We start from the raw sequence: 23,870 nt of genomic DNA, 5'->3' as shown, positions 1-23,870 counted from the left end.
CTCAGGACGCGAGCGGCTTCACGACATCCTGCGCGGCCTGCGGGGGAAGCGGGGGAGGAGTCCCCCCGAACGCCGGGCACAGCGCCCGATGGTCGCACCAGTTGCACAGCGGCGACCGGCGCGGCAGCCACCGCCCCGTGCGAGCAGTCTCCACAATCGTGTCCCACACCGCGCGGATATGCGCCTCCGCGTTACGCATCTCCTCCTCGGTCGGGTCGTACCAGCGCACCGCCCCGTCCCCCAAGTACAGGAGCTGCAGCCGGTCGGGTACCCGACCGGTCTCCCGCCACACCATGACCCCGTAGAAGAAGATCTGGAACCGGGCCTTGTCCTCGTAACGCGGAGCCGGACTCTTCCCCGTCTTGTAGTCGACGATGCGCACCTGCCCCGTGGGCGCCACATCCACTCGGTCGACATAGCCGAGCAGCAGCGGGCCCGACTCCAACGGAACCTCCAAGCGGACCTCACGCTGCTGAGGCTCCAACCGTTGCGGGCTCTCCAAGTCGAAATAGCGCCGCACCAGCGCGCGCGCCTCCTCCAACCAGGCCGCCAACGCCTCCGCATCAGGGAACATCGCCTCGACATCAGGCTCCTGCTCCCGCATCCGCTCCCACTGCGGCTCCAGCAACGCAAGCGCCGCATCCGGCGTCCGCGACTCCGCAGGAAGCTCAAACAGCTTCTCCAACACCGCGTGGACGAGCGTGCCGCGCCGAGCCGCCGGACTCGGCGGCTCAGGAATCCGGTCAATCACCCGGAACCGGAACAGCAGGGGACACTGCATGAAGTCGGTGGCCCGCGACGGGGAGAGGGCCCGCAGCGGCACGGGGGACGGTGCGGAACTCATGACTCCCCACCTTAGCCGCCCGCAGCACCGGCACATCGACACCAGAAGCCGTAGCCTGGAAGAGTGAACCAACCAGACTCCGCAGCTTCCCAGCCCCGGGACAGGAAGGGTGGGCTACGCATCGGACGCCCATGGGGCATCCCGGTCTACATCACCCCGTCCTGGGTGGTGATCGCGGTGCTGCTCACCTTCCTCTACCAGCCGGTCGTCGACAGCATCCTGCACCTCGGCGCCGCCTCCTACCTGGTAGCGCTCCTCTTCGCCGTGCTGCTGTACGTGTCCGTGCTCATCCACGAACTCGCCCACTGCGTCGCAGCCCGCCACTACGGACTCCCCGTACGCAGCATCACCCTCTACCTGCTGGGCGGAGTGTCCGAAATCGACCGGGAAGCTGAACAGCCCCGCCAGGAGTTCTGGATCGCCTTCAGCGGCCCCCTGCTCTCCCTCGTCCTCGCCGGTCTCGGCTTCCTCTGCTACCTGCTGGTCGACCCTGCCACAGTGCTGGGCGTGCTCATCTGGCAGCTCTGGGTCGCCAACCTGCTGGTAGGCGTCTTCAACCTGCTGCCTGGACTGCCCCTGGACGGCGGCCGTATCCTCCGCGCCGCCGTGTGGGCAGCCAGCGGACGGCCGCTGACCGGCACCACCGCGGCCGCCTGGGGCGGACGCATCCTCGCGATCCTGGTGATCGCGCTCCCCTTCGTCTACTCCTGGCTGCTATGGCGGGCCGCCCCCAGCATCGTCACCGTCCTGTGGACCACCCTGCTCGGCGCCTTCATCTGGCGCAACGCCTCCGTCGCCCTGCACACCGCCCGGATCCGCGCCCGCCTGCCCCAGCTCGTCGCCCGCGACCTGGCCCGCACCGCCATCACCGTAACCACCGACACTCCGCTCGCCGAAGCGTTGCGCCGCCGTGCCGCAGCCGACGCGGAAGCGATCCTCGTCGTCGACTCTGCGGGCACCCCCACCTCCATCGTGGACGACGCTGCAGCCAACGCCGTACCCGTGGAACGGCGGCCCTGGCTCCCCGTCAGCCACACCGCCCAGACCCTCACCCCCGGCACTGTGCTGCCCGCCGACCTTGCCGGGGAAGACCTGATTAAAGCCATGAACGCCCAACCGGCGTCCCAATACCTACTCGTCGACGCGGACGGCACCGCAGTGGGGGCGCTGCGTACCGCCGACGTTCGCGGAGCCATGGAAGGCAACGGCTTCTAACCGCACCCCGCGCCCGCTCGGCATACAGCCGACGGGGACACCACGCCCGCACACCGCCCGTACGCCTCCGCGGAGCATCCCGCACCCCGCTTCAGCCCCAGCACCCCCACGATCCGATGCAGCCGACCGGCCACCCGCCCTCCCCGGCCAGTCCCAGCCTCAGCGGGACGCCCCCGGAGGCCAGATCACGTGGACCGGGCGGTCGTGCTCCCGGGCATAGGCGACAATGTCCGCCGTCCCCCCAGGCCCCCGGGCGGGCGCCCCGTCCCACACCGCCACCAGCGTGTCACACGAGTCCACAAGCAGTTTCCCCGCCGCCAGGTGCGCCTCCGGTGTGGACTCGACGAACGGCAGACGCTGCACCGCCTGCGCGCGGGCCAGCAGCGCGTCGTAAGCGGCGTGGTGGTCGGTAGGCAGCGAGTCACGGTAGCGCTCAGCGGGCACCACCACCTCCAACGCGCCGCCCACTTCCAGCACGATCTCCGCGAAAAGCGTGTCAGCGCCGTCGGCAAGGCACGACAACCCCACCAAGCCGGAGCCGAACCTGCTCAAATAGTCCCGAAGCTCCCCCGCGACAAGCCGCATGGTCTGCTCCGGCAGTCCGCGGTGCCCAGTAACCGCGACACGGTATCTGCTCACAGAGGCAACCTCCCGGTGGTCAGGCTGGCCAATTGCTCATCGAACGCGTGGACGCACCGCGCCTGCGGTCCCCGGTATTCACGACGGAACCGTCGCACCCGGTTGAGAACCTTCTCGGAGCGGTAGGCAACCCCCGTCTGCAGGGCGTGAGAGGCAAGCCGGAACGCCTCATCCACGTCCCCAGCATCAGCGTGCGCCGTCGCCAGTTCCACCATCAGTATCGACTGCTGCTTGGGAGCCGAAACAGTCCTGGGGAACGCCTCGAAGAACGCGGCCCGCGCCTCGTGCGGTCGACGCAGCCGCACCGCGGCCAACGCCCGGTACCCGGCCACCTTCGCCGAATCGAACCGGAACACCCACGGCCACGGCGGATCAGTGTTCTCAGGCCGTTCCGCGGCGTGCTCGGCGTGGGCGAGCCGCTCCTGGGTAGCGGCACGATTCCCCAACGCCGCATGACCAAGCGCGCACACACAGGACAGCCACGCCTGCGCAGTGGGGTGCACCTCGCCGCGCAGTTTGTGAGCAGCCTCCTCAGCCAGGCGCAACCCCAGTTCGGGCTCCTCCGAGTCGATCTCGAAGAGCGCCAGGCTGCCGAGCATGTACACGGTTAACAGAACATCCCCTGCCTGGTGAGCATGCTTCACCGCCCGGTGGTAGAAGGACCGCGCCGACCCGGAGTCGCCCATATCAGCGTGCAGCCACGCAGCGAACCCCGCCGCCTCACTGGACGCGGCAGCCACCTCAGCGGCGAACGGAGTCCGCTTGGCACGCGACAGCGTCCGTGCCGACAGCTCCCAGTGAGCCAAGGCAGCGTTGACCAGATCCCGGGAGGGCGACGAGGCGTCCAGCCTGCGCTGGCTCCCGGTAATGGCACGCAGGGTCGCTGCCGTCTCCTCGTGCACGTTCCCCACCGCCGAGAGGTTCGGCAAGGAGAGCGTCGCTAGAGCGACAGCCTTAGTGAAGTCTCGACGTCGCGTTGGACCCGCCCCCTTCATACGGCCCGCCGCGAATGCGGCGGGAGGGCGTGAGGCCGTCAACGGAACGGAACTAGGTTGTGCCGGAGCGAACCGCAACAGGTGAATGGGAATCCCCAGCCGCTCACAGACCTCCCTCACCTGGTCCAACGTGAGCGACTGTTGACCGTTGACGACTCGGGATACCCAGCTCTGGCTGTAGCCGACCGTCCGTGCCAGGTCGGTCTGGGACCACCCCCGAGCGAGCCGGACGGCTTCCACAAGAGCCGCCATGTCGCAGGTGGCTAGTGCGGCAGCCACCGCGGGGCGGGTCCAGAAATCCCCAGGCAGGGTTCCTACACCTTCACGCTGGGACATGAGCCTAGGTTAAAGACTTGGCCTGCACTTTGCGGCTATCTGCAAAAAAATATGATCATGCGAGACGCGCATAAAGCTTTCTTTCGGGGTGACGAAACGGGCACAGTCAAGAGGCCAGAGGTCCTGTGTTTGGGATCATCTCAGACATGGAGGGGGAACGAGTGACAGTTGAGATGCCACACGGAAGACCCGCACAGTCCTGGACAACGTCCCGTTTCGACGGGCACCGGGGGGAGACACGCTGGAGTCTGGCACTGTGCGAACTCGAAGCCTCACTCCGCCGCTCCGGAGTAGAGACCATGCTGAACGGCCAGATCGGAGCAGTCGACGCCATCCTACGGGACGCGGCCAGCCAACGCCCGATCCGCAGGCAGCGCACCGTGCTGCGCCCGCACCGCGGCCGGCTCTGGTGGTGGCTGAGGGTGCCCTCCGATGAGCTCAAAGCCCCATCGATGACACCCCTGGCCCCCGCCGCCGAACCAGCCGTAGCAGCCCGACGCATCCACGGGCTCCTCACCGCACCACAGCGGTGACCCCACACCCCGGTCACCCGTTCCCGGCTGCGACCGGCCCGCACACCACCCCATGGCATGCGGGACACCCCCGCCCCACCGGTCAGGCAGAGACCCGGTCACCCCCCAGCCGCTCCGCGGCCAGCACGGCCGCACCCACGATCCCCGCGGTATTGCGCAACTTCGCCGGCACGATCGGCGCGCGCAAGCGGAGATGCGGCAAAAACTTGTCCGCCTTGCGGCTGACCCCGCCGCCCACCACGATCAAGTCCGGCCACAGCAAATCCTCGATCACCGAGTAGTAGCGCTGCAGCCGCTCCTCAGCCCACTCCTTGTAGGAGAGGTTCTCGCGCTCCTTAGCGCTAGCAGAGGCCCGGGTCTCAGCGTCGTAGCCGTCGATCTCCAAGTGCCCGAACTCCGTGTTGGGGAGCAGCACCCCGTCCACTAGCACCGCCGTACCAATACCGGTACCCAAAGTAGTCAACAGCACCACCCCGTCGACGCCTGAGGCAGCGCCGTAGCGGTGCTCCGCCATCGCTGCGGCGTCAGCGTCGTTGACCACCAGCACCCGCCGCCCCGTCACCGCAGACAGCAGCTCCTCGACGTTGGTGCCGATCCACGAGCGGTCCACGTTGGCGGCGCTGCGCGCCACCCCGTGCTGGATCACCGCGGGAAACGTCACCCCCAACGGTGCATCCTGCGGCACATCGTCGGCGAACGCGGTGACTATCTCCGCCACCACCGCAGCCACCGCCTCAGGGGTTGCGGGCTGCGGAGTAGCGATCTTGACCCGGTCCACCACGAACGTTCCCCGGTCCAAGTCCACAGGGGCGCCTTTGATCCCGCTTCCCCCGATGTCAATCCCCAGCCCGACCCGTCCCCGAGATGCCATCAGCTCCCGCCTCCCTGCGCCTACCGGCCTTCCGACGCTACTCTCTACCGTTGCTGACGATTACGCTAGGCGCCGCCACTGGGACTAGGCTGGATCAACGGTCCGCAGACCCCACATAGTCACGAAAGAGACGACACCAGTGACCGGCATTCACGGCCGCCGCGGCCCTTTCGCCGAGGGCGACATCGTGCAACTAACCGACCCCAAAGGACGGATGCACACCATCACCCTGCGCTCTGGGGCAGCATTCCACACCCACCGGGGACGGCTTGACCACGACGACCTGATCGGCCGCCCCGAAGGCAGTGTCGTGACGTCAAGCTCGGGCATCGCCTATGTCGCGCTGCGTCCGCTGCTGGCTGACTTCACGCTTTCGATGAAACGCGGCGCCACCATCGTCTACCCCAAAGACGCTGCCCAGATCATCGCGCAAGCCGACATCTTCCCCGGCGCACGGGTGCTGGAAGCCGGGGTCGGCTCCGGAGCGCTGACCTGCTGGCTGCTGCGGTCCGTCGGAGAACACGGATACGTCTCCTCATACGAACGCCGCGCAGACTTCGCGGAAATCGCCCGCACGAACGTCACCCGATTCTTCGGCGCCGAACCCGGCCACTGGCGGCTCACCGTGGGCGACCTCCAAGACGCTTTGGACGAAGACCAGTTCGACCGGGTCGTCCTCGACATGCTCTCCCCCTGGGAGTGCCTGGAAAAAGTCACCAAAGCGCTGCTCCCCGGCGGGCTGATCTGCGTGTACGTGGCAACCACACCCCAGTTGTCCCGCATCGTGGAAAGCCTGCGGGAACAAGGCTCCTACCATGAGCCGTACGTCTTCGAAACCATGCTGCGCACCTGGCATGTGGAAGGCCTGGCGGTGCGCCCCGACCACCGTATGATCGGACACACCGGGTTCCTGGTCCTCGCCCGCAGGCTCGCCGACAACGTGACCGCACCGGAACGGCGCCGCCGCCCCGCTAAAGGCGCCTACGGGGAGGACTATCTCGCCGCCCGCGGTTACGAGGCCGAGCCGGAGGGGTAGCAGAAAGCAGCCCACTGACCCGGCGACGTTACTTTCTCATTACGCCGCATCCTGAACACCCGCTCTGACCTGGCTGTTTGCCGGATAGGGGAGTGTCCTGTCCCACACTCGCCAAGATCGGCAGGTTAGGAACGGGGCCTGGGTAGGTAGGCTCCCGAATAGATTTTTCCTCTTAACGGGAGGTGGCGGACGTGGCCGATCGCGATGACGAGCGTCATGCAGAGCGCGACCGTGACGAACTCGTGGCTCAGGTCTCCTACCTGGAAAAGGAGCTCAGCGTCCTGCGGCGCAAGCTCGCCGACTCCCCTCGGCACGTGCGGCTGCTTGAAGACCGGCTCCAGGAAGCCCAGACCGCTCTGGCAGCAGCAAACGCCAAGAACGAGCGGCTGGTCTCGGCTTTGAAGGAAGCCCGTGACCAGATCGTGGCCCTCAAGGAGGAGGTCGACCGCCTCTCCCAGCCGCCCTCCGGGTTCGGAGTTTTCCTCAGAGCCCGCGACGACGGAACGGTCGAGATCTTCACCAATGGCCGCAAGATGCGGGTCAACGTGAGCCCGTCAGTCAACGTCGACGAGTTGCGCCCAGGCCAGGAAGTGATGTTGAACGAGGCGTTCAACGTTGTCGAAGCCTCGTCGTACGAGACTGTCGGCGAAGTCGTCATGCTCAAGGAGATCCTTGAGGACGGCGAGCGTGTCCTCGTCATCTCCAACCACGACGAGGAGCGGATCGTGCGGATCGCCGAACCGCTGCGCGACGAACCGCTGCGCGCCGGCGACTCCCTGCTGTTGGAGCCCCGGTCGGGATACGTCTACGAACGCATCCCCAAGGCCGAGGTCGAGGAGCTGATCCTGGAGGAGGTCCCCGACATCTCCTACAGCGACATCGGCGGCCTCAACGGGCAGATCGAAATGATCCGCGACGCAGTGGAACTGCCCTACCTGCACAAGGAGCTGTTCCGCGAACACAAGCTGCGTCCGCCCAAGGGCGTGCTCCTGTACGGGCCGCCCGGATGCGGTAAGACCCTCATCGCCAAGGCGGTCGCCAACTCTTTGGCCAAGCAGGTCGCGGAGAAGACCGGCCGCGATGTCGGCAAGAGCTTCTTCCTCAACATCAAAGGCCCCGAGCTGCTCAACAAGTACGTCGGAGAAACCGAACGGCACATCCGGCTGGTTTTCCAACGCGCCCGAGAGAAGGCCAGCGAAGGCACGCCGGTGATCGTGTTCTTCGACGAGATGGACTCCATCTTCCGTACCCGCGGCTCGGGCGTGTCCAGCGACGTCGAGAACACCATCGTCCCGCAGCTGCTCAGCGAGATCGACGGTGTTGAAGGACTCGAGAACGTCATCGTGATCGGCGCGTCCAACCGTGAAGACATGATCGACCCGGCGATCCTGCGCCCGGGACGTTTGGACGTCAAGATCAAGATCGAGCGGCCCGACGCTGAAGCAGCCCGGGACATCTTCTCCAAGTACATCACCCCCGACCTGCCGCTGCACCCGGACGACCTTGCAGAGCACGGCGGTTCGCCCACCGCGACCGTCAACGCGATGATCCAGCGGGTGGTCGAGCGGATGTACGCGGAGACCGAGGAGAACCGCTTCCTGGAAGTCACCTACGCCAACGGTGACAAGGAAGTCCTCTACTTCAAGGACTTCAACTCCGGTGCCATGATCCAGAACATCGTGGACCGGGCCAAGAAGATGGCGATCAAGGACTACCTGGAGAACGGTTCCAAGGGCCTGCGGGTCTCCCACCTGCTCCAGGCGTGCGTGGACGAGTTCAGCGAGAACGAGGACCTGCCCAACACCACCAACCCTGACGACTGGGCGCGTATCTCCGGTAAGAAGGGCGAGCGGATCGTCTACATCCGGACTCTGGTGTCGGGCAAGAAGGGCGCCGACGCTGGTCGTTCCATCGACACCGTGGCCAACACTGGCCAGTACCTGTAACAAGCGACTTGGTGGGCCTGCCGGACATCCCCGGCAGGCCCTTCTTTCTGCTTGGCGGCCGTCGGCTTACCAACAGGCGCGGAACCTGCTCTGTCCAGCTCTGTAAAGGGGAGTGGTGGGATCGCGTGGGCTCTAGTCGGTGTGCAGGACTGTCGTCGTGTCCGTAGGGGGACCTGTGGGATGTGCGGTGAGGGTTTTCTACGCCTGAGGAATGGCTTTGTGCTGAAGGCTTCTCACATCGGTGGTTTCATTGCTATGCGAGACGACTCTGTCCTGATGCTCCATGCCTGTTGGGCCAAATTTTCTTATTGGGGAGCTTGGTCTTCTTTTCGGAAGTGAATGAAATTGGTGCTGCACGCTGGTAAAGTTGCAGGTCGTTTAGGGTGCTCCCCGCGCATGCGGGGATGGTCCGCTGCCCAGCCAGATTAAGTCTGCGCTGGGTAAGTGCTCCCCGCGCATGCGGGGATGGTCCCGCACAGAGCGTGCAGGCCGCAACACCCTGAGTGTGCTCCCTGCGCATGCGGGGATGGTCCCCGTCGTCCTCGTGCTCGGGGAGCGCGCTTATAGTGCTCCCCGAGCATGCGGGGATGGTCCATTCCGGATGAGGCCAGAGCGGCGGTTCTATTTGTGCTCCCCGCGCATGCGGGGATGGTCCCGTCCTGCCCCCTACTCGACCGTCACTCTCCACTGGCCGCAGCACCATCTGCTCGCCCAGGCCCTACACCCTGAACCGGTCGTTGCCATGGCGTATTCACCGGCCCTCGTGCCTCGCCAAGCATGTAAAAAAGTTGAACTCCCGGGAAATTCAGGGGTTCAGCCCGGATTCGGGTTAGAGCAGGATCGGCCATTCCCGACCTTGATAGGTGAGCCGGGCGCCGTCAGGGTCGATGATGACCTGACATTGGTGCCGTGCTGGTTGGCCGAGTTGTTCCCATGTGCTGTGGGCGGCTTCTATCTCATCCCATAGGTGGCGCCGTCCGCCTTGGACGACACGCCCATCAGGGGTGAGATAGCACCAGGAGTCTTCGGTGAGCAGCCAGTGGCGCGGAGGCCCGTCGTCGTGGATGGTCCCCAAGGAGACGGCGTCAGGCACGACAAGGGCAGCAAACCACGCCCATGGTTCCCCGCTTGTGCCCGTGGTGAGGCTGGTGGTTCGTGCCGTGCCACCTTCATCCGCGGCTGCTTGGTGGCGGTGGAGCAGTTGCACGGCGTCCGCAGGTGGCGTGTTCCGGGCCGGCATGAACCCGCCGTAGGCGTCAAGCACCTGGCCGCGCGCGAGACTGCCGCCGGTTGCGGTGAGTCGTAGCATCAGTCCAGCGGGAAGATGGCCACGCCACACTGGGACCACCAACACCCCGCCTTGCCGAGTTTGCTCTATCAGCTTCCACGGCAGGGAGGTCAGTGCACAGGTGACGATCACTCGGTCATAGGGGGCGCCTGGGGGATACCCATCTGCACCATCTCCCACGTGCACGATGGGCCGGTAGCCGACTTCTGCGAGCCGCTGTTGGGCCTGTTCAGCCAGTACGGGGTCTACTTCGACAGTGACCACGTGCTGGTCGCCAAGCCGGTGGCAGAGCAGTGCGGCGTTGTATCCGGTTCCTGTGCCCACTTCCAGTACCCGCACACCGTCGGTCACATCGAGGGCTTCCAGCATGACCGCCATGAGCCCAGGCGCTGAGCTGGAGGAGGTGGGCTGTCCTTGGATGGGTTCCCCATCCTTGGGGGTGGGGAAGGTCCCGTTGATTTGGGTGGTCCACCCCTCGTCTTGGTAGGCCAGCTCTTCAGGGGTGGAGGCGAGAGTAAACCCGCCGTCGGGGTGTGGCTGGTAGATGTGGGGCAGGAACAGGTGCCGGGGGATCGAAGCGAAGGCCTTAATCCAGGCGGGGTCCCGCAGCTTGCCGTCGTGTGCCAGCTTGTCGGCTAGCGCACGCGGCGATGAGGTGTGCTGTGTGGTCATCAGCCCTAGTCTTTTTCCACGTCGCTCTGCCCCGGCTTCTGGCCGTCGGGATAGGTGACTCTCATGGTGCCGGCTCTTTCGATTTTCGCGCACGGCTGGCCGTCTGCCACCACGAGGACCTGCTGGTCGGGATCATACTTGGTGTCGCTGAGGGGGACAGGGATAGGCGTGGGCTGTACGCCGTACCGCATTCCGAACGGGCGCCACTCGGTGACTTGGTCGTTTCTGTTCTCGTCCCTGCCAAGCGGGAAGGCGTCGGTGACCGCTGTCGACATTAGTTTTCCTTCCTTGTGAGAGCGTCAGCGATTGCGTCGCTGATCGGTTGTCCGGTGTGCTCCTCGATCCACCCGTACTGGCCATTGGGGTTGACCTCCAGAAAGTGCCATCGGCCGTCCGGGGAGACGATAAAGTCCAGGGCCGCGTAGCGCAGATGTAGACGGCGTAGTAGGTCACGCGCCCCTGTTAGAACACGCTGTGGCACGGTGGGAATGCTGTAGGTTAGCGCATCGTAGTCGGATCGCCAGTCGATACGAGCCGCGTCCGAGTGGGCGTGGATGGCCGCGGGAAACGCCTTGCCATCCACCATGGTGAGACGCACCTCGAACTCTTTATCCAGCCGTTGCTGGAACATATGAGCAGTGCGGCCGATGGCAGGATCACCCCACTGGTCTGGGGTGATCGGGGTGGTGAAGACGACATACGTGTCGCCGTTTTCCAACCACGAGGGGGCGCTAAGCGGTTTGTAGACGACGTCGCCGACCCGCGCACACCACCCCTTGGCTTGTTTAGGGTCGTTGGTGATCAGGGTTCGGGGCACGTTCAACCCTGCTTGCACCGCGTGGTGGAGCTGGTAGGGCTTGTATTCGGCGCGGCCGATCGCTGAAGGGTGGTTGATCCAGCCGGTCAGGCTGTTGATGATTCCACCGAAGCCGCGGCGGGCCTCAGTGGCCGCGAACTCGTACTCGGCTTGACTCATCTGGGCGGGTAGGCGGAATTTCCTGGGCCTGCGATACCAGATGCCGGTCACCGTGGACAGGTCGAGAATGCGGTGCGGGGTGGTAAGTGTGCCTGTCCATCCGTTGCCACCGATTTCGGAGTGCAGCACCACCTGTTGGGGGAAATCGGCTGGGTCCAAGCGGACGACGGGTACGCCACGCTCGGTGAGCCGCAGGATTACGTCGTCAGCGGTGATGTCAAACGGGTTGGTGAGGATGAGAACGGTCATGGCTCAGCCCTCCCGGTGGAGGGCATGGTGTTGAAGGCCATACTCAGCAGGGTGGCGCTTTCCTCTGACATGACTGTCCACTGTTTGGCCAGCGTGCTGATCAGCCACATGCCACGGCCATGTTCAGCCAGAGGGCCACTGCCGTCCACGACGTGAGGGCGGCTACTGGGGGTGAGCGGGCCCTCATCCTGCACCTCCACGTAGAGAGGACAGCCGGGCAGGTTGTGTAGGCGAAGGATGACCTCGCCGAGATTTCCGCCTTCTCGTGGCAGGCTGCTGCGGGAGTATCGGATGGCGTTGGTGACCGCTTCCGATACGCACAGGGTTACGGTCTCGGTCACGTCTTCGGGATACCCGTCGAGAATGCGGGACACCCATGCCCGTGCGGCGGCAACACTGTGGAGACAGGCGGGCAGACGTTTTTCTGCGTGCATGGTTCTCCCTCGGGGACTGCCTCAGCCTCCGTCTCAAGCCGGGCAGTCTTGCATTGCAGGGGGCTAGTCGGCGTGCTTGCTGCGCTGGGTCAGGTAGGCGCGGATGTAGACGGTGAGCTTGGCGGTGAGCTGGGTGTCGGCCTGTTCCGGTGGGGTGGCGACGTTCAGGTGCACGTCGGGAACACGCCCGCGTAGGGCGGCCTCGAGATAGTTGAGGTCGGGGGCGACCACAGGTCCATGAATGAGGTGGTCTCTATGCACCCAGACGCGGAACACCCCTTCATGGGGCACCCATACGCAAAACGAGCCAGGGTTTCGAGCTTCGAAATGGGCCGCGGACTGTTCTGGCTGGTCAGGCCAAACATGCCGAGGATGGGATCGGTTACGTGAAAGTGGCCTCCGGCGCGGAGGAGACCCTTTAGCGTTCAAGATCATGGTTGCCTACCCCTACGGGGCTAGAGGGCTGCACAGCCCAAGCCCATGCGGATGAATGCTTACTGTCATAATGCGATGCACATCTTTAGAAAATCAAGATGCGAATATCATGTGACCGATATGTCGGCTTCCTTGCCGTGGCTTATGATCACGCCAGGCAGGAGGAGGTGACCCGCATGGCCGGAAGGTACAGCCCCAGCGCGCGCCGCAGGCGGCTGTCAGCGCTGCTGCGGAAAATGCGCGAAGAACGCGGACTGACGATTGACGAGGTCAGCCGCAGACTTGACTGGCCCTCCGGGAAGCTGTCACGCATGGAGCGCAACGAATGGAAACGCCCGTCCCCGCGTGACATGCAGGACCTCGCCGAGGTGTATGAGCTGTCCCCGGAAATGCGGGAAGCGGTCATTAACCTTACCCGAGAGTCCCGTGTGCGCGGCTGGTGGGTGGAATACCGGGATGTGCTCCGTGGCGGCCTTGCGGACTTCGAGGCTGGGGCGAGCATGATCCGTACCTACGAGGCGCTGCTCATCCCGGGCCTGCTGCAAACCCCAGACTATGCGGCGGCCGTCATGAGAAGCGGCCGCGTCATGGACGGCGACGACATTACCCGGAAGGTCGCCGGGCGGATGCGCCGCCAGCAAGTGCTAGAAGGGGACGATCCCCTGTACTTGTGGGCGCTCATTGATGAAGCCGCGCTGCGTAAGCAGGTGGGCGGCCGGGAAGTGATGACCGCTCAGATCCAGCGCCTTATCGATATGGCAGCTCGGCCGAATGTTGACATTCAGGTGGTGCGAGACAGCTTCGGCGCTCACGCGGCGATCGATGGCAGTTTCATGATCCTAGATTTCCAGGACCCAGCAGATCCACCGATGGTGTACCTGGAAACCGCCACCGACGATCTGTATCTGGAAGACCCAAAGGTCGTCCAACGGTATGTGGGGATTTTCGGGCACACATGTAGTGCCGCGGAGACCCCGCAAAGGTCGGTGGCCTACCTGAAAAACCTCATCGCGTAAGGCGGGAGAACATGCATTCACCCAACGTACAGTGGCGCAAGTCCTCCTACAGCGGTTCAGGCGACAACTGCGTCGAGGTGGCCGAGACTCCCGAGGCTGTCGTCTTCGTTCGTGACACCCAGAACCGTCACCTCGGGTACTTGAAATTCAGCGCGCAGGAGTGGACTGCGTTTCTTCACACCCTGAAAGCAGGCCAGGTCTGATCTTGTAGGCGTGGAAAAGCCCCCGAGATCAGCATCTCGGGGGCTCTTTGCATTCAACCACGGATGAGTGTACCGATTTGTGTCGTCTCTTGGCAGGTGTTTTTCGACCCTCCTGCTCTGGCGCCTTGAGCAGGGATTTCTTTGTGGCTCTGTAAACCCCGAAAATTTTTTTTGGTCTGTACCCCGGCGTTTTCGCCTTTCCGGACCTGTAACCCTCTGTAGATGGTCAAGGTCAAGGAAAGGGTGCATGCCTGTGAGGGCGCTGGTCCGCAGTAGAACTTGGGGGTCTTTAATCCTCTCCGTGGTGGTTGTTGTTCGCGCTGTGCTGTGTTCTTCTGGCGGCGGCGTGGACTGGTGCGCCCACGCCGCCGGGGGTTTCTGCACACAACTCCCAGGACTGATGGGTTATAACAAGATCTAAGAATATTCCTCTATCATGTTAGAGGAGTATTGGGGAGGTGAATGTGGAAACCTGTGTGGCAGCTGTGGGATGGGAAACTCACCCCATGGCTACGTCACGCACTCCACGCCGCCCCAACACGCTCGGCCCCACCGGGCTACAGGTCGCCGCGAACATTCGGCGTATCCGACAGTTGCGCGGCCTGTCCACTACCGAGATGGCCCGCCGTCTCACCGAGCGGGGTAGACCGATCACCGCTGTGGCGATCACCAACGTGGAACACGGTCGGCGTCGGGTGGACGTAGACGACTTGGTCGCGTTTGCCGCTGTCCTGGACGTGTCCCCTTCGGCGTTGCTTCTTCCTCCCACGGCTGTGGGCCGGGTGGAGGTGACCGGGGTGGGGGTCGTGGCCGCGCATGATGCCTGGCGGTGGTTGGACGGCCAGTGGCCGTTGGGCGCGCCCCGTGACCCTGAGCAGCTTCGTAGGAGGTTGATGGACTTCTTCCTCATGTCTCGCCCCGAGGGGATTCCGCCGTACCACGACGTGGACCGTGTCGTGGAGTGGATGCGGAGCTTCGGTGAGACGCCGTTTGAGCGGGATAACGAGGTCCCACCGGAGTGACGAGGAGGAAGAAGCATGTCTGAACAGGTGAAGCAGACGGGAACGTTGGGGGGGTCCAATCGGCTGGTCACCCCTCAGGAGCTGGCTGACTGGCTGCACGTGCCGGTGAAGACGGTATACGACCGGTGGCGGCAGTGGGGGCTGCGTCCGTACAAGATTGGCAGGCACCTGCGCTGGCTGGAACGTGACGTGCTCGCCTGGTTGGAGAGACAGCGGGCCGCGGCTTGACTCGGTAGGACCTTGGTATCCGATCCACCCCTCGGAGGAAGCCTTGGCGTCCTTGTACAAGCGCTGCAAATGTGCGGCTGGTGTCGACGATGAGAAGAAGAGGCTCCGGATCTGGAAACGTTGCCCCCATTCGGTGACCGTGCAGTGGAGACCCGGCGGCCGCGGGTCGCGGATGCAGACCGTGAGTTTTTCTGCGAAGGCCTACAACGGTGACCAGTGGGGGCGGCGGAGCGTTGGGCCAAGCAGGTGGAGGCGAAGAAGGCGATCCACGAGGTCGTCATCGCGCCGAGGGGGCAGCGGCGCAGTTTCCGGGAGGCCGCGGAAGAGTTCTTGCGTACCCGGGTCGGGAACCGGAGTACGACCGCCCACTACGGGTACAGTCTGCGCAACCACGTGTACGGTTTCGAAGTTGCGGCGGGAGTCGCGTTCGGGGACCTGGCGGACGTCGAGGTGTCCCGAGAGCACGTGAAATCGTTGGTGCGGCACCTCACCGACCGGTTCGCGCCGAACACGGTGGCGAGCATTTTCATCGCGGTCGCCGCGGTGTTCACCGATCTGCGGAAGTCGGGGGTAATCGAACGGAGCCCATGCGCAAACGTACCGCTGCCTGAGCACGTGGAGTCCCGCGTGTTCGTGCCGGTCACGTTGCAGCAGTTGGACACGTTGGCGAGCCGCCTGCACGGGCCGTGGCAGATCGCCCCCTACTTGGGGCATGCTGCGGGGTTGCGGATCGGTGAGGCGTTGGCGGTCCGTCTCGACCAGTTGGTGGAGGGCGAGGAGGGGTGGGTGCTGCGGATCACCCGACAGGTGTTGGGGCGCAGCGGTTGGCGCCGCTGAAGCACAGGCGGGCTGACCAGTTCCGGGAGGTGCCGGTGCCGGAGTTCCTGTACCAGCGGATTATGGAGCATGCGGAGCGGTGGTCGATCCCGGAGGATGGTTTCCTGTGCCCGGGGAGGTCAGCTCCGTATGTTCATCGGCCGTCGTTCTATGAGGATTTCCGGGACGGGGTGGGGCCGCGGAATTGCCGGACGAATTCACTTTCCATTGGTTGCGGCACGACTTCGCGTCGCGGTGTATCAGTGGGGGGATGCCGCTTCCACAGGTGTCGCGGATTCTGGGGCATGCCAGCACGGCGACTACGGAGCGTGTCTACTGGCACATGTTGCGGGGGTCGGTGTCGGCGGCCCGCCGGGTGTTGGATGAGGGGTATCGGAAACTCGGTTACACGCCTGGTGTCAGCGTGTCAGCAATGTGATGGCATGGTGTCGGTGCTCGAAGTGTTGACCTGCGGAAAATGGGTTGAGTGAGCGGATCGTCTACATCCGGACTCTGGTGTCGGGCAAGAAGGGCGCCGACGCTGGTCGTTCCATCGACACCGTGGCCAACACTGGCCAGTACCTGTAACAAGCGACTTGGTGGGCCTGCCGGACATCCCCGGCAGGCCCTTCTTTCTGCTTGGCGGCCGTCGGCTTACCAACAGGCGCGGAACCTGCTCTGTCCAGCTCTGTAAAGGGGAGTGGTGGGATCGCGTGGGCTCTAGTCGGTGTGCAGGACTGTCGTCGTGTCCGTAGGGGGACCTGTGGGATGTGCGGTGAGGGTTTTCTACGCCTGAGGAATGGCTTTGTGCTGAAGGCTTCTCACATCGGTGGTTTCATTGCTATGCGAGACGACTCTGTCCTGATGCTCCATGCCTGTTGGGCCAAATTTTCTTATTGGGGAGCTTGGTCTTCTTTTCGGAAGTGAATGAAATTGGTGCTGCACGCTGGTAAAGTTGCAGGTCGTTTAGGGTGCTCCCCGCGCATGCGGGGATGGTCCGCCGCGCCCCATCCGGTCCCCTGAACGGGGGAGTGCTCCCCGCGCATGCGGGAATATATAAGGATTGCTGTACAGCTGGCTCGTTAGAATTGAGCTGATCAGAGATGGATCAACTGTCTTTTTCTCGATGTCGGTGACACCGTCAGAGATTATCCCTTCAACCATCCATGGTTGAGGGGGCGCTTCCCGCTGGGCACTACCGTGGTAGTGGGTTGATCTTCCGTATCAGCTGTATGGCGAACAGTCCTCCTGTATGCGGTTTTGAAGAACCGCGCACAAGTCTCTAGCTGCGCGTAGCTTTGAGATGTCCATGCCCTGTGTGGTTTCCATGAATTTCCGGTTTTTCGTGTCCATGAAGGCTCTTTGTAGGCTCTAATCAGCGAGAAATGTTCTGGCGGTCCAGTGTGCTGTTGGGGGTAGATTGGATTTTTGGTGGTTTGATGAAGATGATTTAAAATTGAATAAAATTACAAGTATTTTGCGATTTTTATTTTCTGATTCAAGGGGAAGGGGTGGTGGAAGATCTTCGTTTTAGGTTTTGCACTTTCGTATTGATTTGTGGATTTCGGTAGCTTGCGGCCAGAGGGCGTGCAGGGAGGGATGTCACGTTCTCGGGTCGAAAGCCGATATTGAGACGATTCTGCTCGCTGGTAGTCCTGGGGCTTCTCGCTAAGAAAGCGCCGATGCTGGCGGGAACCATCGGTCGGACGACCCAAAACCCTGGGTCCCGCCCTCGCGAATCGAGCTCGGAAGTGAGGACTGGCCGTCACCGTGGCGTACGGGGCGAACTCGGCTGTTCGAGCACAATTCGGCGGGTCATGCATCAAAGCGTGTCTCGGTGGATACCCTTCACAACATGACTGTGCGGCGGATTATGGGCATCGAGACTGAGTACGGGATCTCCGTGCCAGGAAACCCCGGTGCCAACGCGATGGTGACCTCGACCCAGGTGGTCAACGCCTACCTGACGGCTTCGGCCGCGCGGGCGCGCAGAGCTCGCTGGGATTTCGAGGAGGAGAACCCGTTGCGCGACGCGCGCGGCTTCGACCTGGCGCGCGAGGCGGCTGATCCGAGCCAACTCACCGACGAAGACTTGGGGTTGGCCAACGTCATCCTCACCAACGGGGCGCGGTTCTACGTCGACCACGCCCACCCCGAGTACTCTGCCCCCGAGGCCACCAATCCCCGTGACGCAGTCCTGTGGGACAAGGCGGGGGAGCGGATCGTGGCGGATGCGGCCCGGCGCGCTTCGATGCTCCCCTCCGCGGAGCCCATCCAGTTGTACAAGAACAACACTGACAACAAGGGCTCCTCGTACGGCTGTCACGAGAACTACCTGATGCGCCGGTCCACCCCGTTCTCGGAGATCGTGCAGCACCTCATCCCGTTCTTCGTCTCCCGTCAGGTGGTGTGCGGGGCGGGCCGGGTGGGGATCGGTATCGACGCACGCGACGCCGGGTTCCAGATCAGCCAGCGCGCCGACTTCTTCGAAGTCGAAGTGGGCCTGGAAACCACGTTGAAACGGCCCATCATCAACACGCGCGACGAGCCGCACGCCGACCCTGACAAGTACCGGAGGCTGCACGTCATCATCGGCGACGCGAACATGAGCGAGATCTCCACTTATTTGAAGCTGGGGACCACCTCGATCGTGTTGTCGATGATCGAAGACGGCTTCCTCACCAACGACCTGTCGTTGGAGACGCCAGTCGCCGACCTGCGGGCCATTTCGCACGACCCCAGCCTCACCCACCAGGTGCGGCTGCGTGACGGACGGCAGATGACTGCGCTGCAGCTCCAAGGCGAATACTTGGAGCAGGCCCGCAAATACGTGGAGGACCGCTACGGCACCGACGTCGACCCGGACACTGCCGACGTGCTCGACCGGTGGGAAACGGTGCTGACGACCCTCGCCGACGACCCGATGAAACTGGCCGACCAGCTCGACTGGGTGGCCAAGCTCAAGCTTCTGGAAAACTACCGGGCCCGCGACGGCCTGGCGTGGGACCACCCCCGCCTGCAGATGATCGACCTGCAGTACACCGACGTGCGCGAGGACAAAGGCTTGTACAACCGGCTGGTGGCGCGCGGCCGCATGCAGCGGCTCCTCGACGAGTCGGAAGTGCAGCGGGCCGTCACCGAGCCTCCCGCTGACACGCGCGCCTACTTCCGGGGCCGCTGCCTGGCCAAGTACTCCGACTCGGTGGCCGCAGCATCGTGGGACTCGGTCATCTTCGACATTCCCGGCTACGACTCGCTGCAGCGGGTCCCCACCATGGAGCCGCAGCGCGGCACCCGGGAGCACGTGGGTGAACTGCTGGACCGTTGTGAAACCGCTGCGGACTTGGTGGCCGCGTTGACGGGCAAACGCTGAGGCCTGGGTGCTCCCGGCCTGGATCCCCTACGGGCCGGGAGCACTGCCCGCATCCAATGCGAGGGCCGCCCACAGTTCCAGGCGGTGCCGGGGCACGTCCAAGGAACGGCCCATGACTCGTTCCGCGGTGCGCAGCCGGGCGCGCAGCGTGTTGCGGTGCACGCCCAAGGCGCGGGCGGTGGCTTCGATCCCGCAGTTGTGCTCCAGGTAGGAGCGGAGCGTGGCCACGAGTTCGGTGCCGTTGCGCGCGTCGTGCTCGCGGAGCGCGCCCAGCACGGTTTGCTGGAATTCTTCGGATGCTTCCGCGGGAAGGGAGTCGCGCAGCAGCGACCATGCTTCGGTGTCTGCGGCGTGCCGGTAGCCGGGACCGGAAGCGGCGATGCGGCGGGCGCGGTTCGCCGCATCAGCGAGGTACGCCGAGCCGCGGGCCTGGCATGCTCCCGCAGCACGCGGGCCTTCCGGACGTGCCGCCAAATCAGTGAAGAGGAGTTCACCCAGGCGGGGGCGGGTCCGTGATTCGGGGAGCACGACGAGGACCCCGTCGTCGAGCGCGCACAGCGCGGCCCGGTCGAGGGCTGGGCCGCTGCCCATGACGTCGGCGAGCGCGTCAACAACCTGGTCGACCAACGTGTCAGGGCGGTCGGTGGCCAGGTGCACTACTTCGAACGGGGGCGGCGGGAGCGTCAGGAGCCGGGCCGCGGACGCTCCGGCGGTGCGGTCGGTGACGAGGAGGCGCAGCAGCGGGGCGCGGGCATGGTGGTGCAGGCGCCGCGCGTCCCGGGACCGCAGCAGGTGCATGGTCAGCAGGGATGCAGCGTGGTTGGTGAGCATCCGGGTGGGGGCGGAGGCGGGGGAGGAGCAGCGCAGCGCCAGCCAGCCGAGGGTGCTGCCGCCAGCGCGCAGGTTTTGTAGGAGGATGGTGGCGTCCCCGTCGGCGAGGATCGACATGCCGCGCGGCCGGTCCCCGTCGAGGACGACCGCGGACCGCACCGTGCTGTGCCAGGGGTGTTCGCCACCGGGGACAGAGTGCGTGGTCAACCCGTTCTGGTCGAGGAGAAGGGCTTCCCCGGCGACTGCTTTGGCGAGTTCCGTGACCACACCGGGCAGACCCGTGCGCAGGGCGGAGCGGACCATGGCGTCCTGGGCGGTGAGCATTTTGCCTTGCAGGCGGAGCTGCTCGGTGGCGTAGTGTTCGGCGACCGCTTCCACGATCGCGATGAACGGGGTGTTGCCTTCCACGGACAGCAGCGGCATGTTGCGCTGTTCTGCCTCGTCCACCATGGCCGGCGGGATTTCGGTCAGCCACGTGTCAAGGGCGAAGCCGAGTCCGGCGCATCCCGCGGTGTCGAGCCGGGCGACGTAGGCGCGCTGTTCTGCTTCCGTGGCGCCGACGTTTAACCCCACGGTCAGCACGAGTTCTCCACCGCGGAGCCACCGCACCGGGTCGTGGAGTTCGGTGACGTGGGCCCAGCGCACGGTGCGGTCCAGTCCGCCGTGGCCGGCGCGGATCCGGATTTCCAGGTCAGGTCGGGCGGTCAAAGCGCGCATAGTGAGCGGTCTGCCGCCCGCAAACTGTGCGTACTGCACATTAGTCACGGTTTTGACTATACGAATCGTCTTTCACGGTTCCCTATGGGGGAGTCTAACGTCACATTGTTCCTATTTACGCAGGTCATCGTGGAGTTCAGGCAGTTTACCGGCACCTCCACGAGGAGGCGTCTGAAGAGACCCGCACGGAGCCATCATGAGTAAGCAGAGTCCCCCAACGACCAGCAGTCCGCTACGTGCCGCGATCGCGTCGTTCGTCGGTACCACCATCGAGTGGTTCGACTTTTACATCTACGCCACCGCTGCCAGCCTCATCTTTGCTACCGCGTTCTTCCCAGAGGACACGGATCCTCTCGTGGGACTCATGGCTTCTTTCGCCACGTTCGCGGTGGGCTTCTTCGCCCGTCCGCTGGGCGGCATCATTTTCGGCCACTACGGTGACCGGGTGGGCCGCAAGTCCGCGCTGGTCACCACGCTGGTCATGATGGGTACCGCGACGTTTTTGGTCGGGTTGCTGCCCACGTACAAGCAGATCGGGTTCGTTGCTCCGCTGCTGCTGGTGGTGCTGCGCTTCGTGCAGGGCATCGCCGTGGGCGGCGAGTGGGGCGGCGCGGTGCTGATCTCCGTGGAGCACGCGCCCGAGAACAAGAAGACGTTCTACGGATCTTTTGCCCAGCTCGGTAACCCCGCGGGTGCGCTGCTGGCCACCGGGTCCTTCAGCCTGATCGCTGCCGTGGGCAACGATTTCCTCTACTCGTGGGGGTGGCGCCTGCCGTTCCTCGCCTCCATCGTGCTTGTGGCGGTGGGGTTGATGATCCGCCTCAAGGTGGAGGAGTCCCCGGTCTTCACCGCGGTTCAGGAGAAGGCCCCCAAGGAGCTGCCGCTGCGCGCCGCGCTGCAGGGTTCGTGGAAGCCGCTGCTGCTCGGCATCGGTGTGCTTCCGGTGGCGGTCGGCGGCTACTACGTCGTCACCACTTTCCTGCAGAGCTACGGGGTGACGGAAGTCGGCGTGAGCGAGCAGGTCATCCTCAACGGCCTGTCGGTCGCGGCTTTCGTGGAACTGGTCGCGACCCTCGGCGTGTCCTGGCTGGGTGACCGCTTCGGCACGGTCCGCGTGGTGGTGCTGGGTTTGATCGGTGTGATCATCCTGGCGGTGCCGCAGTTCCTCGTCTTGGAGACGGGCAGCACGGCGCTGATCTTCCTGGCACTGGCTCTGATGCGCCTGGTGATGGCCGCGACCTACGGCCCGATCGCCCGGGTGCTGGCCCAGATGTACCCGCCGGAGGCCCGCTACACCAGCGTCTCGCTGGCCTACCAGGTGGCCGGGGCGATCTTCGGTGGCCTGTCCCCGCTGGTCTGCACCGCGCTGTACGCAGCGACCGGAACCATCTACTCGGTTGCGGGCCTGCTCATCCTCATGGCCCTGGTGAGCATCGCCTGCCTGGTCAAGGCGCCCCGCTACCGCGACAGCGACGTGCTCGCTGCTGCTGAAGCCTGACCCGTTGGACCCTGTCTGGTTGTGCCGCATTGGCGGCGCACCCTGTGACACCGATGACGAAGGAGTCGAGCTGTGTCCGCTCTGCTGATCCGCAACGCCACCGTGATCACCATGGACGAGGCGAACCCGCGTGCTGCAGCGCTGGCCGTCCGGGACGGCCGGATCCTGCTCGCGGGAACTGAGGAGGCGGCTCGGGCCGCGGTGGGTCCCGACGCGGTGGAGATTGATGCGGGCGGGCGCACGGTTCTGCCGGGGTTTATCGACCCGCACAACCACCTGCTGTCCACCGCAGAGTCGCTGGCGGCGCTCGACGCCCGCTATCCGACGGTGACGAGTGTCGCCGACCTGGTCGCGGCGGTGGCGGCCGCGGCGGAGCGCACCCCGCCGGGGCAGTGGATCCGCGCGTTCGGGATGGACGACGCCAAATACCCGGAGGGCCGTCCCACCCGGCGCGTGCTGGACGAGGCCACCACCGAGCATCCGGTGATCATCTACCACGTTTCCGGGCACCAGGCGGTGGTCAACTCTGCCGCGCTCGCGCAGAGCGGGGTCACCGATGACGTCACCGACCCGCCTGGTGGGGCGTTCCTGCGGGACGAGGCGGGCCGCCTGACCGGGATGGTGGTGGATTCGGCGATGGAGCTGCTGCTGCCGCTGGCGGTGGACATCGGCTGCCACGGGCCGAACTTCCACACCGACCTGCCCGCTGAGCAGTTGCTGGGCTGGCTGCAGGATGCCGCGGACACGTATCTCGCCGCCGGGGTGACCACGGTGTGCGACCCGCAGGTTTCCGCGCGGGAGCTGCGGGTCTACCGGGCAGCGCACGCGGCGGGGACTCTGCCGGTGCGGACCTTCGGGCTGCCGTTGTCCCACCAGTTGGACGCGTTCCACTCTGTGGGGCTGGCGGCGCCGTTCGGCGACGACTGGCTGCGTCTGACCGGGATGAAGTTCTACTCGGACGGCACTCTGCTGGGCGGCACGGCCCGGTTCAGCGTGCCGTACGGGGAGCACGGCGAGTTCACCGGCAGCATGTACCACGAGCCCGAGGAGCTGGTGGACTTGGTGCGGCGCGCGGCCGAGCAGGGCTGGCAGGTCGCCATCCACACGCAGGGCGACTGGGCGATGGAGCAGACCCTGGCCGCGATCGACGCGGCGGTCAAAGTGGCCGGGCCTGACCCGCGGCCGCGGATCGAGCACTGCGGCTACCCGACGCCTGAGCAGACGCGGCGGTTCACCGACTACGGGGTGATCCCGGTGAACCAGCCGAACTTCCTCTACGACAGCGGCGGCGACTTCCTGCGCCGCTTGGGGGAGCGGGCGCACCGGCTGCAGCCTATGCGGGAGGAGCTGGACTTGGGGCTGCGTCCGGTGCTGTCGAGTGACTCGTTCGTGTCCAGCCTGCGTCCGATGGACACGGTCGCCAACGCGGTCCGCCGCACCACCCGCGAGGGTGTGGAGATCGGCGCCGACCAGGCGATCAGCGTGCACGAGGCGCTGCGCGCCCACACGTGGGACGCGGCGTATGCGCTGGGCGTGGAGGACCGGCTGGGCGCGTTGAAGCCGGGCTATCTCGCAGACGTGGTGGTGTTGGACCGCGACATTGAAGCCATCCCCACCGAGGAGCTCAGCGACGTGAACGCGTGGCTGACCGTGCTGGACGGTCGAATCGCCTACCGGGCGGAAGAGCAGTAACCACA

General features: G+C 65.0%; 23 protein-coding genes and 1 CRISPR repeat array. Of the genes, 13 read left to right on the top strand and 10 right to left on the bottom strand.

Annotated features, from left to right (window positions below; genetic code table 11):
* Nucleotide 1 precedes the first annotated feature (1 nt).
* On the bottom strand, nt 2-844 hold the full coding sequence (locus tag TF1_RS05385; protein WP_061783702.1) for a RecB family exonuclease: 843 nt from the start codon (nt 842-844) through the stop codon (nt 2-4).
* A gap of 63 nt (nt 845-907) precedes the next feature.
* On the opposite strand from TF1_RS05385, the gene TF1_RS05380 reads away from it, so the two are divergent.
* Nucleotides 908-2,059 (top strand): site-2 protease family protein, encoded by a 1,152-nt coding sequence (locus tag TF1_RS05380; RefSeq protein ID WP_011292239.1) that lies wholly within the window; start codon nt 908-910, stop codon nt 2,057-2,059.
* A gap of 159 nt (nt 2,060-2,218) precedes the next feature.
* Here the strand turns inward: TF1_RS05380 and TF1_RS05375 are convergent, their stop codons facing one another.
* A complete protein-coding gene (locus TF1_RS05375; RefSeq protein ID WP_061783707.1) occupies nt 2,219-2,644 on the bottom strand; it encodes a hypothetical protein in 426 nt (141 codons plus the stop codon).
* Nucleotides 2,645-2,694: 50 nt separating this feature from the next.
* Nucleotides 2,695-4,029, bottom strand: a complete 1,335-nt coding sequence (locus TF1_RS05370; RefSeq protein WP_011292237.1) for a helix-turn-helix domain-containing protein — start codon at nt 4,027-4,029, stop codon at nt 2,695-2,697.
* A gap of 299 nt (nt 4,030-4,328) precedes the next feature.
* On the opposite strand from TF1_RS05370, the gene TF1_RS05365 reads away from it, so the two are divergent.
* Entirely contained in the window at nt 4,329-4,562 is a 234-nt protein-coding gene (locus TF1_RS05365; protein ID WP_016188839.1) for a hypothetical protein, read from the top strand.
* A gap of 82 nt (nt 4,563-4,644) precedes the next feature.
* Here the strand turns inward: TF1_RS05365 and ppgK are convergent, their stop codons facing one another.
* Complete coding sequence (gene ppgK / locus TF1_RS05360) at nt 4,645-5,433, bottom strand: polyphosphate--glucose phosphotransferase (RefSeq protein ID WP_011292235.1); 789 nt, start codon at nt 5,431-5,433, stop codon at nt 4,645-4,647.
* Between the two features lie 139 nt (nt 5,434-5,572).
* Here ppgK and TF1_RS05355 point away from each other — a divergent pair, with 139 nt between their 5' ends.
* Nucleotides 5,573-6,469: a tRNA (adenine-N1)-methyltransferase gene (locus TF1_RS05355; protein WP_011292234.1), complete on the top strand. Its 897-nt coding sequence runs from the start codon at nt 5,573-5,575 to the stop codon at nt 6,467-6,469.
* Nucleotides 6,470-6,651: 182 nt separating this feature from the next.
* Nucleotides 6,652-8,415: a proteasome ATPase gene (gene arc, locus TF1_RS05350; RefSeq protein WP_016188838.1), complete on the top strand. Its 1,764-nt coding sequence runs from the start codon at nt 6,652-6,654 to the stop codon at nt 8,413-8,415.
* Nucleotides 8,416-8,798: 383 nt separating this feature from the next.
* Nucleotides 8,799-9,070: direct repeats of the CRISPR family, unit length 28 nt; unit sequence GTGCTCCCCGCGCATGCGGGGATGGTCC.
* A gap of 174 nt (nt 9,071-9,244) precedes the next feature.
* Here arc and tgmC read toward each other — a convergent pair.
* From tgmC to TF1_RS05325, 5 genes are all read right to left on the bottom strand, one after another.
* A complete protein-coding gene (gene tgmC, locus TF1_RS05345; RefSeq protein WP_011292232.1) occupies nt 9,245-10,375 on the bottom strand; it encodes an ATP-grasp peptide maturase system methyltransferase in 1,131 nt (376 codons plus the stop codon).
* 5 nt (nt 10,376-10,380) lie between these two features.
* Entirely contained in the window at nt 10,381-10,650 is a 270-nt protein-coding gene (gene tgmA, locus TF1_RS05340) for a putative ATP-grasp-modified RiPP (RefSeq protein ID WP_011292231.1), read from the bottom strand.
* Nucleotides 10,650-11,600: an ATP-grasp ribosomal peptide maturase gene (gene tgmB, locus TF1_RS05335; protein WP_011292230.1), complete on the bottom strand. Its 951-nt coding sequence runs from the start codon at nt 11,598-11,600 to the stop codon at nt 10,650-10,652. Before tgmB ends, tgmA begins: the two co-directional genes overlap by 1 nt.
* Nucleotides 11,597-12,034: an ATP-binding protein gene (locus tag TF1_RS05330; protein WP_011292229.1), complete on the bottom strand. Its 438-nt coding sequence runs from the start codon at nt 12,032-12,034 to the stop codon at nt 11,597-11,599. The genes tgmB and TF1_RS05330 overlap by 4 nt, the downstream gene beginning before the upstream one ends.
* Before the next feature lie 63 nt (nt 12,035-12,097).
* Nucleotides 12,098-12,265: a hypothetical protein gene (locus TF1_RS05325; protein ID WP_227480885.1), complete on the bottom strand. Its 168-nt coding sequence runs from the start codon at nt 12,263-12,265 to the stop codon at nt 12,098-12,100.
* A gap of 380 nt (nt 12,266-12,645) precedes the next feature.
* Here TF1_RS05325 and TF1_RS05320 point away from each other — a divergent pair, with 380 nt between their 5' ends.
* The 7 genes from TF1_RS05320 (at nt 12,646) to dop (ending at nt 19,127) form a co-directional block, all read left to right on the top strand.
* Nucleotides 12,646-13,485: a helix-turn-helix domain-containing protein gene (locus TF1_RS05320; protein ID WP_061783701.1), complete on the top strand. Its 840-nt coding sequence runs from the start codon at nt 12,646-12,648 to the stop codon at nt 13,483-13,485.
* A gap of 11 nt (nt 13,486-13,496) precedes the next feature.
* Nucleotides 13,497-13,688, top strand: a complete 192-nt coding sequence (locus TF1_RS05315; RefSeq protein WP_011292226.1) for a DUF397 domain-containing protein — start codon at nt 13,497-13,499, stop codon at nt 13,686-13,688.
* Between the two features lie 506 nt (nt 13,689-14,194).
* Entirely contained in the window at nt 14,195-14,710 is a 516-nt protein-coding gene (locus TF1_RS05310; protein ID WP_011292225.1) for a helix-turn-helix domain-containing protein, read from the top strand.
* Nucleotides 14,711-14,725: 15 nt separating this feature from the next.
* Nucleotides 14,726-14,938: a helix-turn-helix domain-containing protein gene (locus TF1_RS05305; RefSeq protein ID WP_011292224.1), complete on the top strand. Its 213-nt coding sequence runs from the start codon at nt 14,726-14,728 to the stop codon at nt 14,936-14,938.
* Nucleotides 14,939-15,154: 216 nt separating this feature from the next.
* Nucleotides 15,155-15,775 (top strand): hypothetical protein, encoded by a 621-nt coding sequence (locus TF1_RS05300; RefSeq protein WP_011292223.1) that lies wholly within the window; start codon nt 15,155-15,157, stop codon nt 15,773-15,775.
* Nucleotides 15,776-15,959: 184 nt separating this feature from the next.
* The gene (locus TF1_RS16635; RefSeq protein WP_081430418.1) at nt 15,960-16,193 is read left to right on the top strand and encodes a tyrosine-type recombinase/integrase; all 234 of its coding nucleotides are present in this window, start codon (nt 15,960-15,962) and stop codon (nt 16,191-16,193) included.
* 1,416 nt (nt 16,194-17,609) lie between these two features.
* Entirely contained in the window at nt 17,610-19,127 is a 1,518-nt protein-coding gene (gene dop, locus TF1_RS05295; RefSeq protein WP_016188833.1) for a depupylase/deamidase Dop, read from the top strand.
* Nucleotides 19,128-19,154: 27 nt separating this feature from the next.
* Here the strand turns inward: dop and TF1_RS05290 are convergent, their stop codons facing one another.
* Nucleotides 19,155-20,675, bottom strand: a complete 1,521-nt coding sequence (locus TF1_RS05290) for a PucR family transcriptional regulator (RefSeq protein ID WP_041428090.1) — start codon at nt 20,673-20,675, stop codon at nt 19,155-19,157.
* A 196-nt stretch (nt 20,676-20,871) separates the two neighbouring features.
* Here TF1_RS05290 and TF1_RS05285 point away from each other — a divergent pair, with 196 nt between their 5' ends.
* Both TF1_RS05285 and TF1_RS05280 read left to right on the top strand, forming a co-directional pair.
* A complete protein-coding gene (locus TF1_RS05285; protein WP_011292220.1) occupies nt 20,872-22,173 on the top strand; it encodes an MFS transporter in 1,302 nt (433 codons plus the stop codon).
* A gap of 72 nt (nt 22,174-22,245) precedes the next feature.
* Nucleotides 22,246-23,865, top strand: coding sequence for an amidohydrolase (locus TF1_RS05280; RefSeq protein ID WP_011292219.1), 1,620 nt, complete (start codon nt 22,246-22,248; stop codon nt 23,863-23,865).
* Nucleotides 23,866-23,870 lie beyond the last annotated feature (5 nt).

The sequence above is a fragment of the Thermobifida fusca NBRC 14071 = JCM 3263 genome, from assembly GCF_001592045.1.
Taxonomy (GTDB): Bacteria; Actinomycetota; Actinomycetes; order Streptosporangiales; family Streptosporangiaceae; genus Thermobifida; species Thermobifida fusca.
Note: the sequence above shows the minus strand (reverse complement) of the source record. Positions and strands in the feature narration are given on the sequence as shown.

Coding starts and splice junctions, on each gene's coding strand:
- TF1_RS05330 (WP_011292229.1), bottom strand. CDS start 12,034: ATGCACGCAGAAAAACGTCTGCCCGCCTGTCTCCACAGTGTTGCCGCC.
- TF1_RS05285 (WP_011292220.1), top strand. CDS start 20,872: ATGAGTAAGCAGAGTCCCCCAACGACCAGCAGTCCGCTACGTGCCGCG.
- dop (WP_016188833.1), top strand. CDS start 17,610: ATGACTGTGCGGCGGATTATGGGCATCGAGACTGAGTACGGGATCTCC.
- TF1_RS05320 (WP_061783701.1), top strand. CDS start 12,646: ATGGCCGGAAGGTACAGCCCCAGCGCGCGCCGCAGGCGGCTGTCAGCG.
- TF1_RS05365 (WP_016188839.1), top strand. CDS start 4,329: ATGCTGAACGGCCAGATCGGAGCAGTCGACGCCATCCTACGGGACGCG.
- TF1_RS05370 (WP_011292237.1), bottom strand. CDS start 4,029: ATGTCCCAGCGTGAAGGTGTAGGAACCCTGCCTGGGGATTTCTGGACC.
- tgmA (WP_011292231.1), bottom strand. CDS start 10,650: ATGTCGACAGCGGTCACCGACGCCTTCCCGCTTGGCAGGGACGAGAAC.
- TF1_RS05385 (WP_061783702.1), bottom strand. CDS start 844: ATGAGTTCCGCACCGTCCCCCGTGCCGCTGCGGGCCCTCTCCCCGTCG.
- TF1_RS05290 (WP_041428090.1), bottom strand. CDS start 20,675: ATGCGCGCTTTGACCGCCCGACCTGACCTGGAAATCCGGATCCGCGCC.
- ppgK (WP_011292235.1), bottom strand. CDS start 5,433: ATGGCATCTCGGGGACGGGTCGGGCTGGGGATTGACATCGGGGGAAGC.
- TF1_RS05315 (WP_011292226.1), top strand. CDS start 13,497: ATGCATTCACCCAACGTACAGTGGCGCAAGTCCTCCTACAGCGGTTCA.
- tgmB (WP_011292230.1), bottom strand. CDS start 11,600: ATGACCGTTCTCATCCTCACCAACCCGTTTGACATCACCGCTGACGAC.
- TF1_RS05310 (WP_011292225.1), top strand. CDS start 14,195: ATGGCTACGTCACGCACTCCACGCCGCCCCAACACGCTCGGCCCCACC.
- TF1_RS05305 (WP_011292224.1), top strand. CDS start 14,726: ATGTCTGAACAGGTGAAGCAGACGGGAACGTTGGGGGGGTCCAATCGG.
- TF1_RS05375 (WP_061783707.1), bottom strand. CDS start 2,644: ATGCGGCTTGTCGCGGGGGAGCTTCGGGACTATTTGAGCAGGTTCGGC.
- tgmC (WP_011292232.1), bottom strand. CDS start 10,375: ATGACCACACAGCACACCTCATCGCCGCGTGCGCTAGCCGACAAGCTG.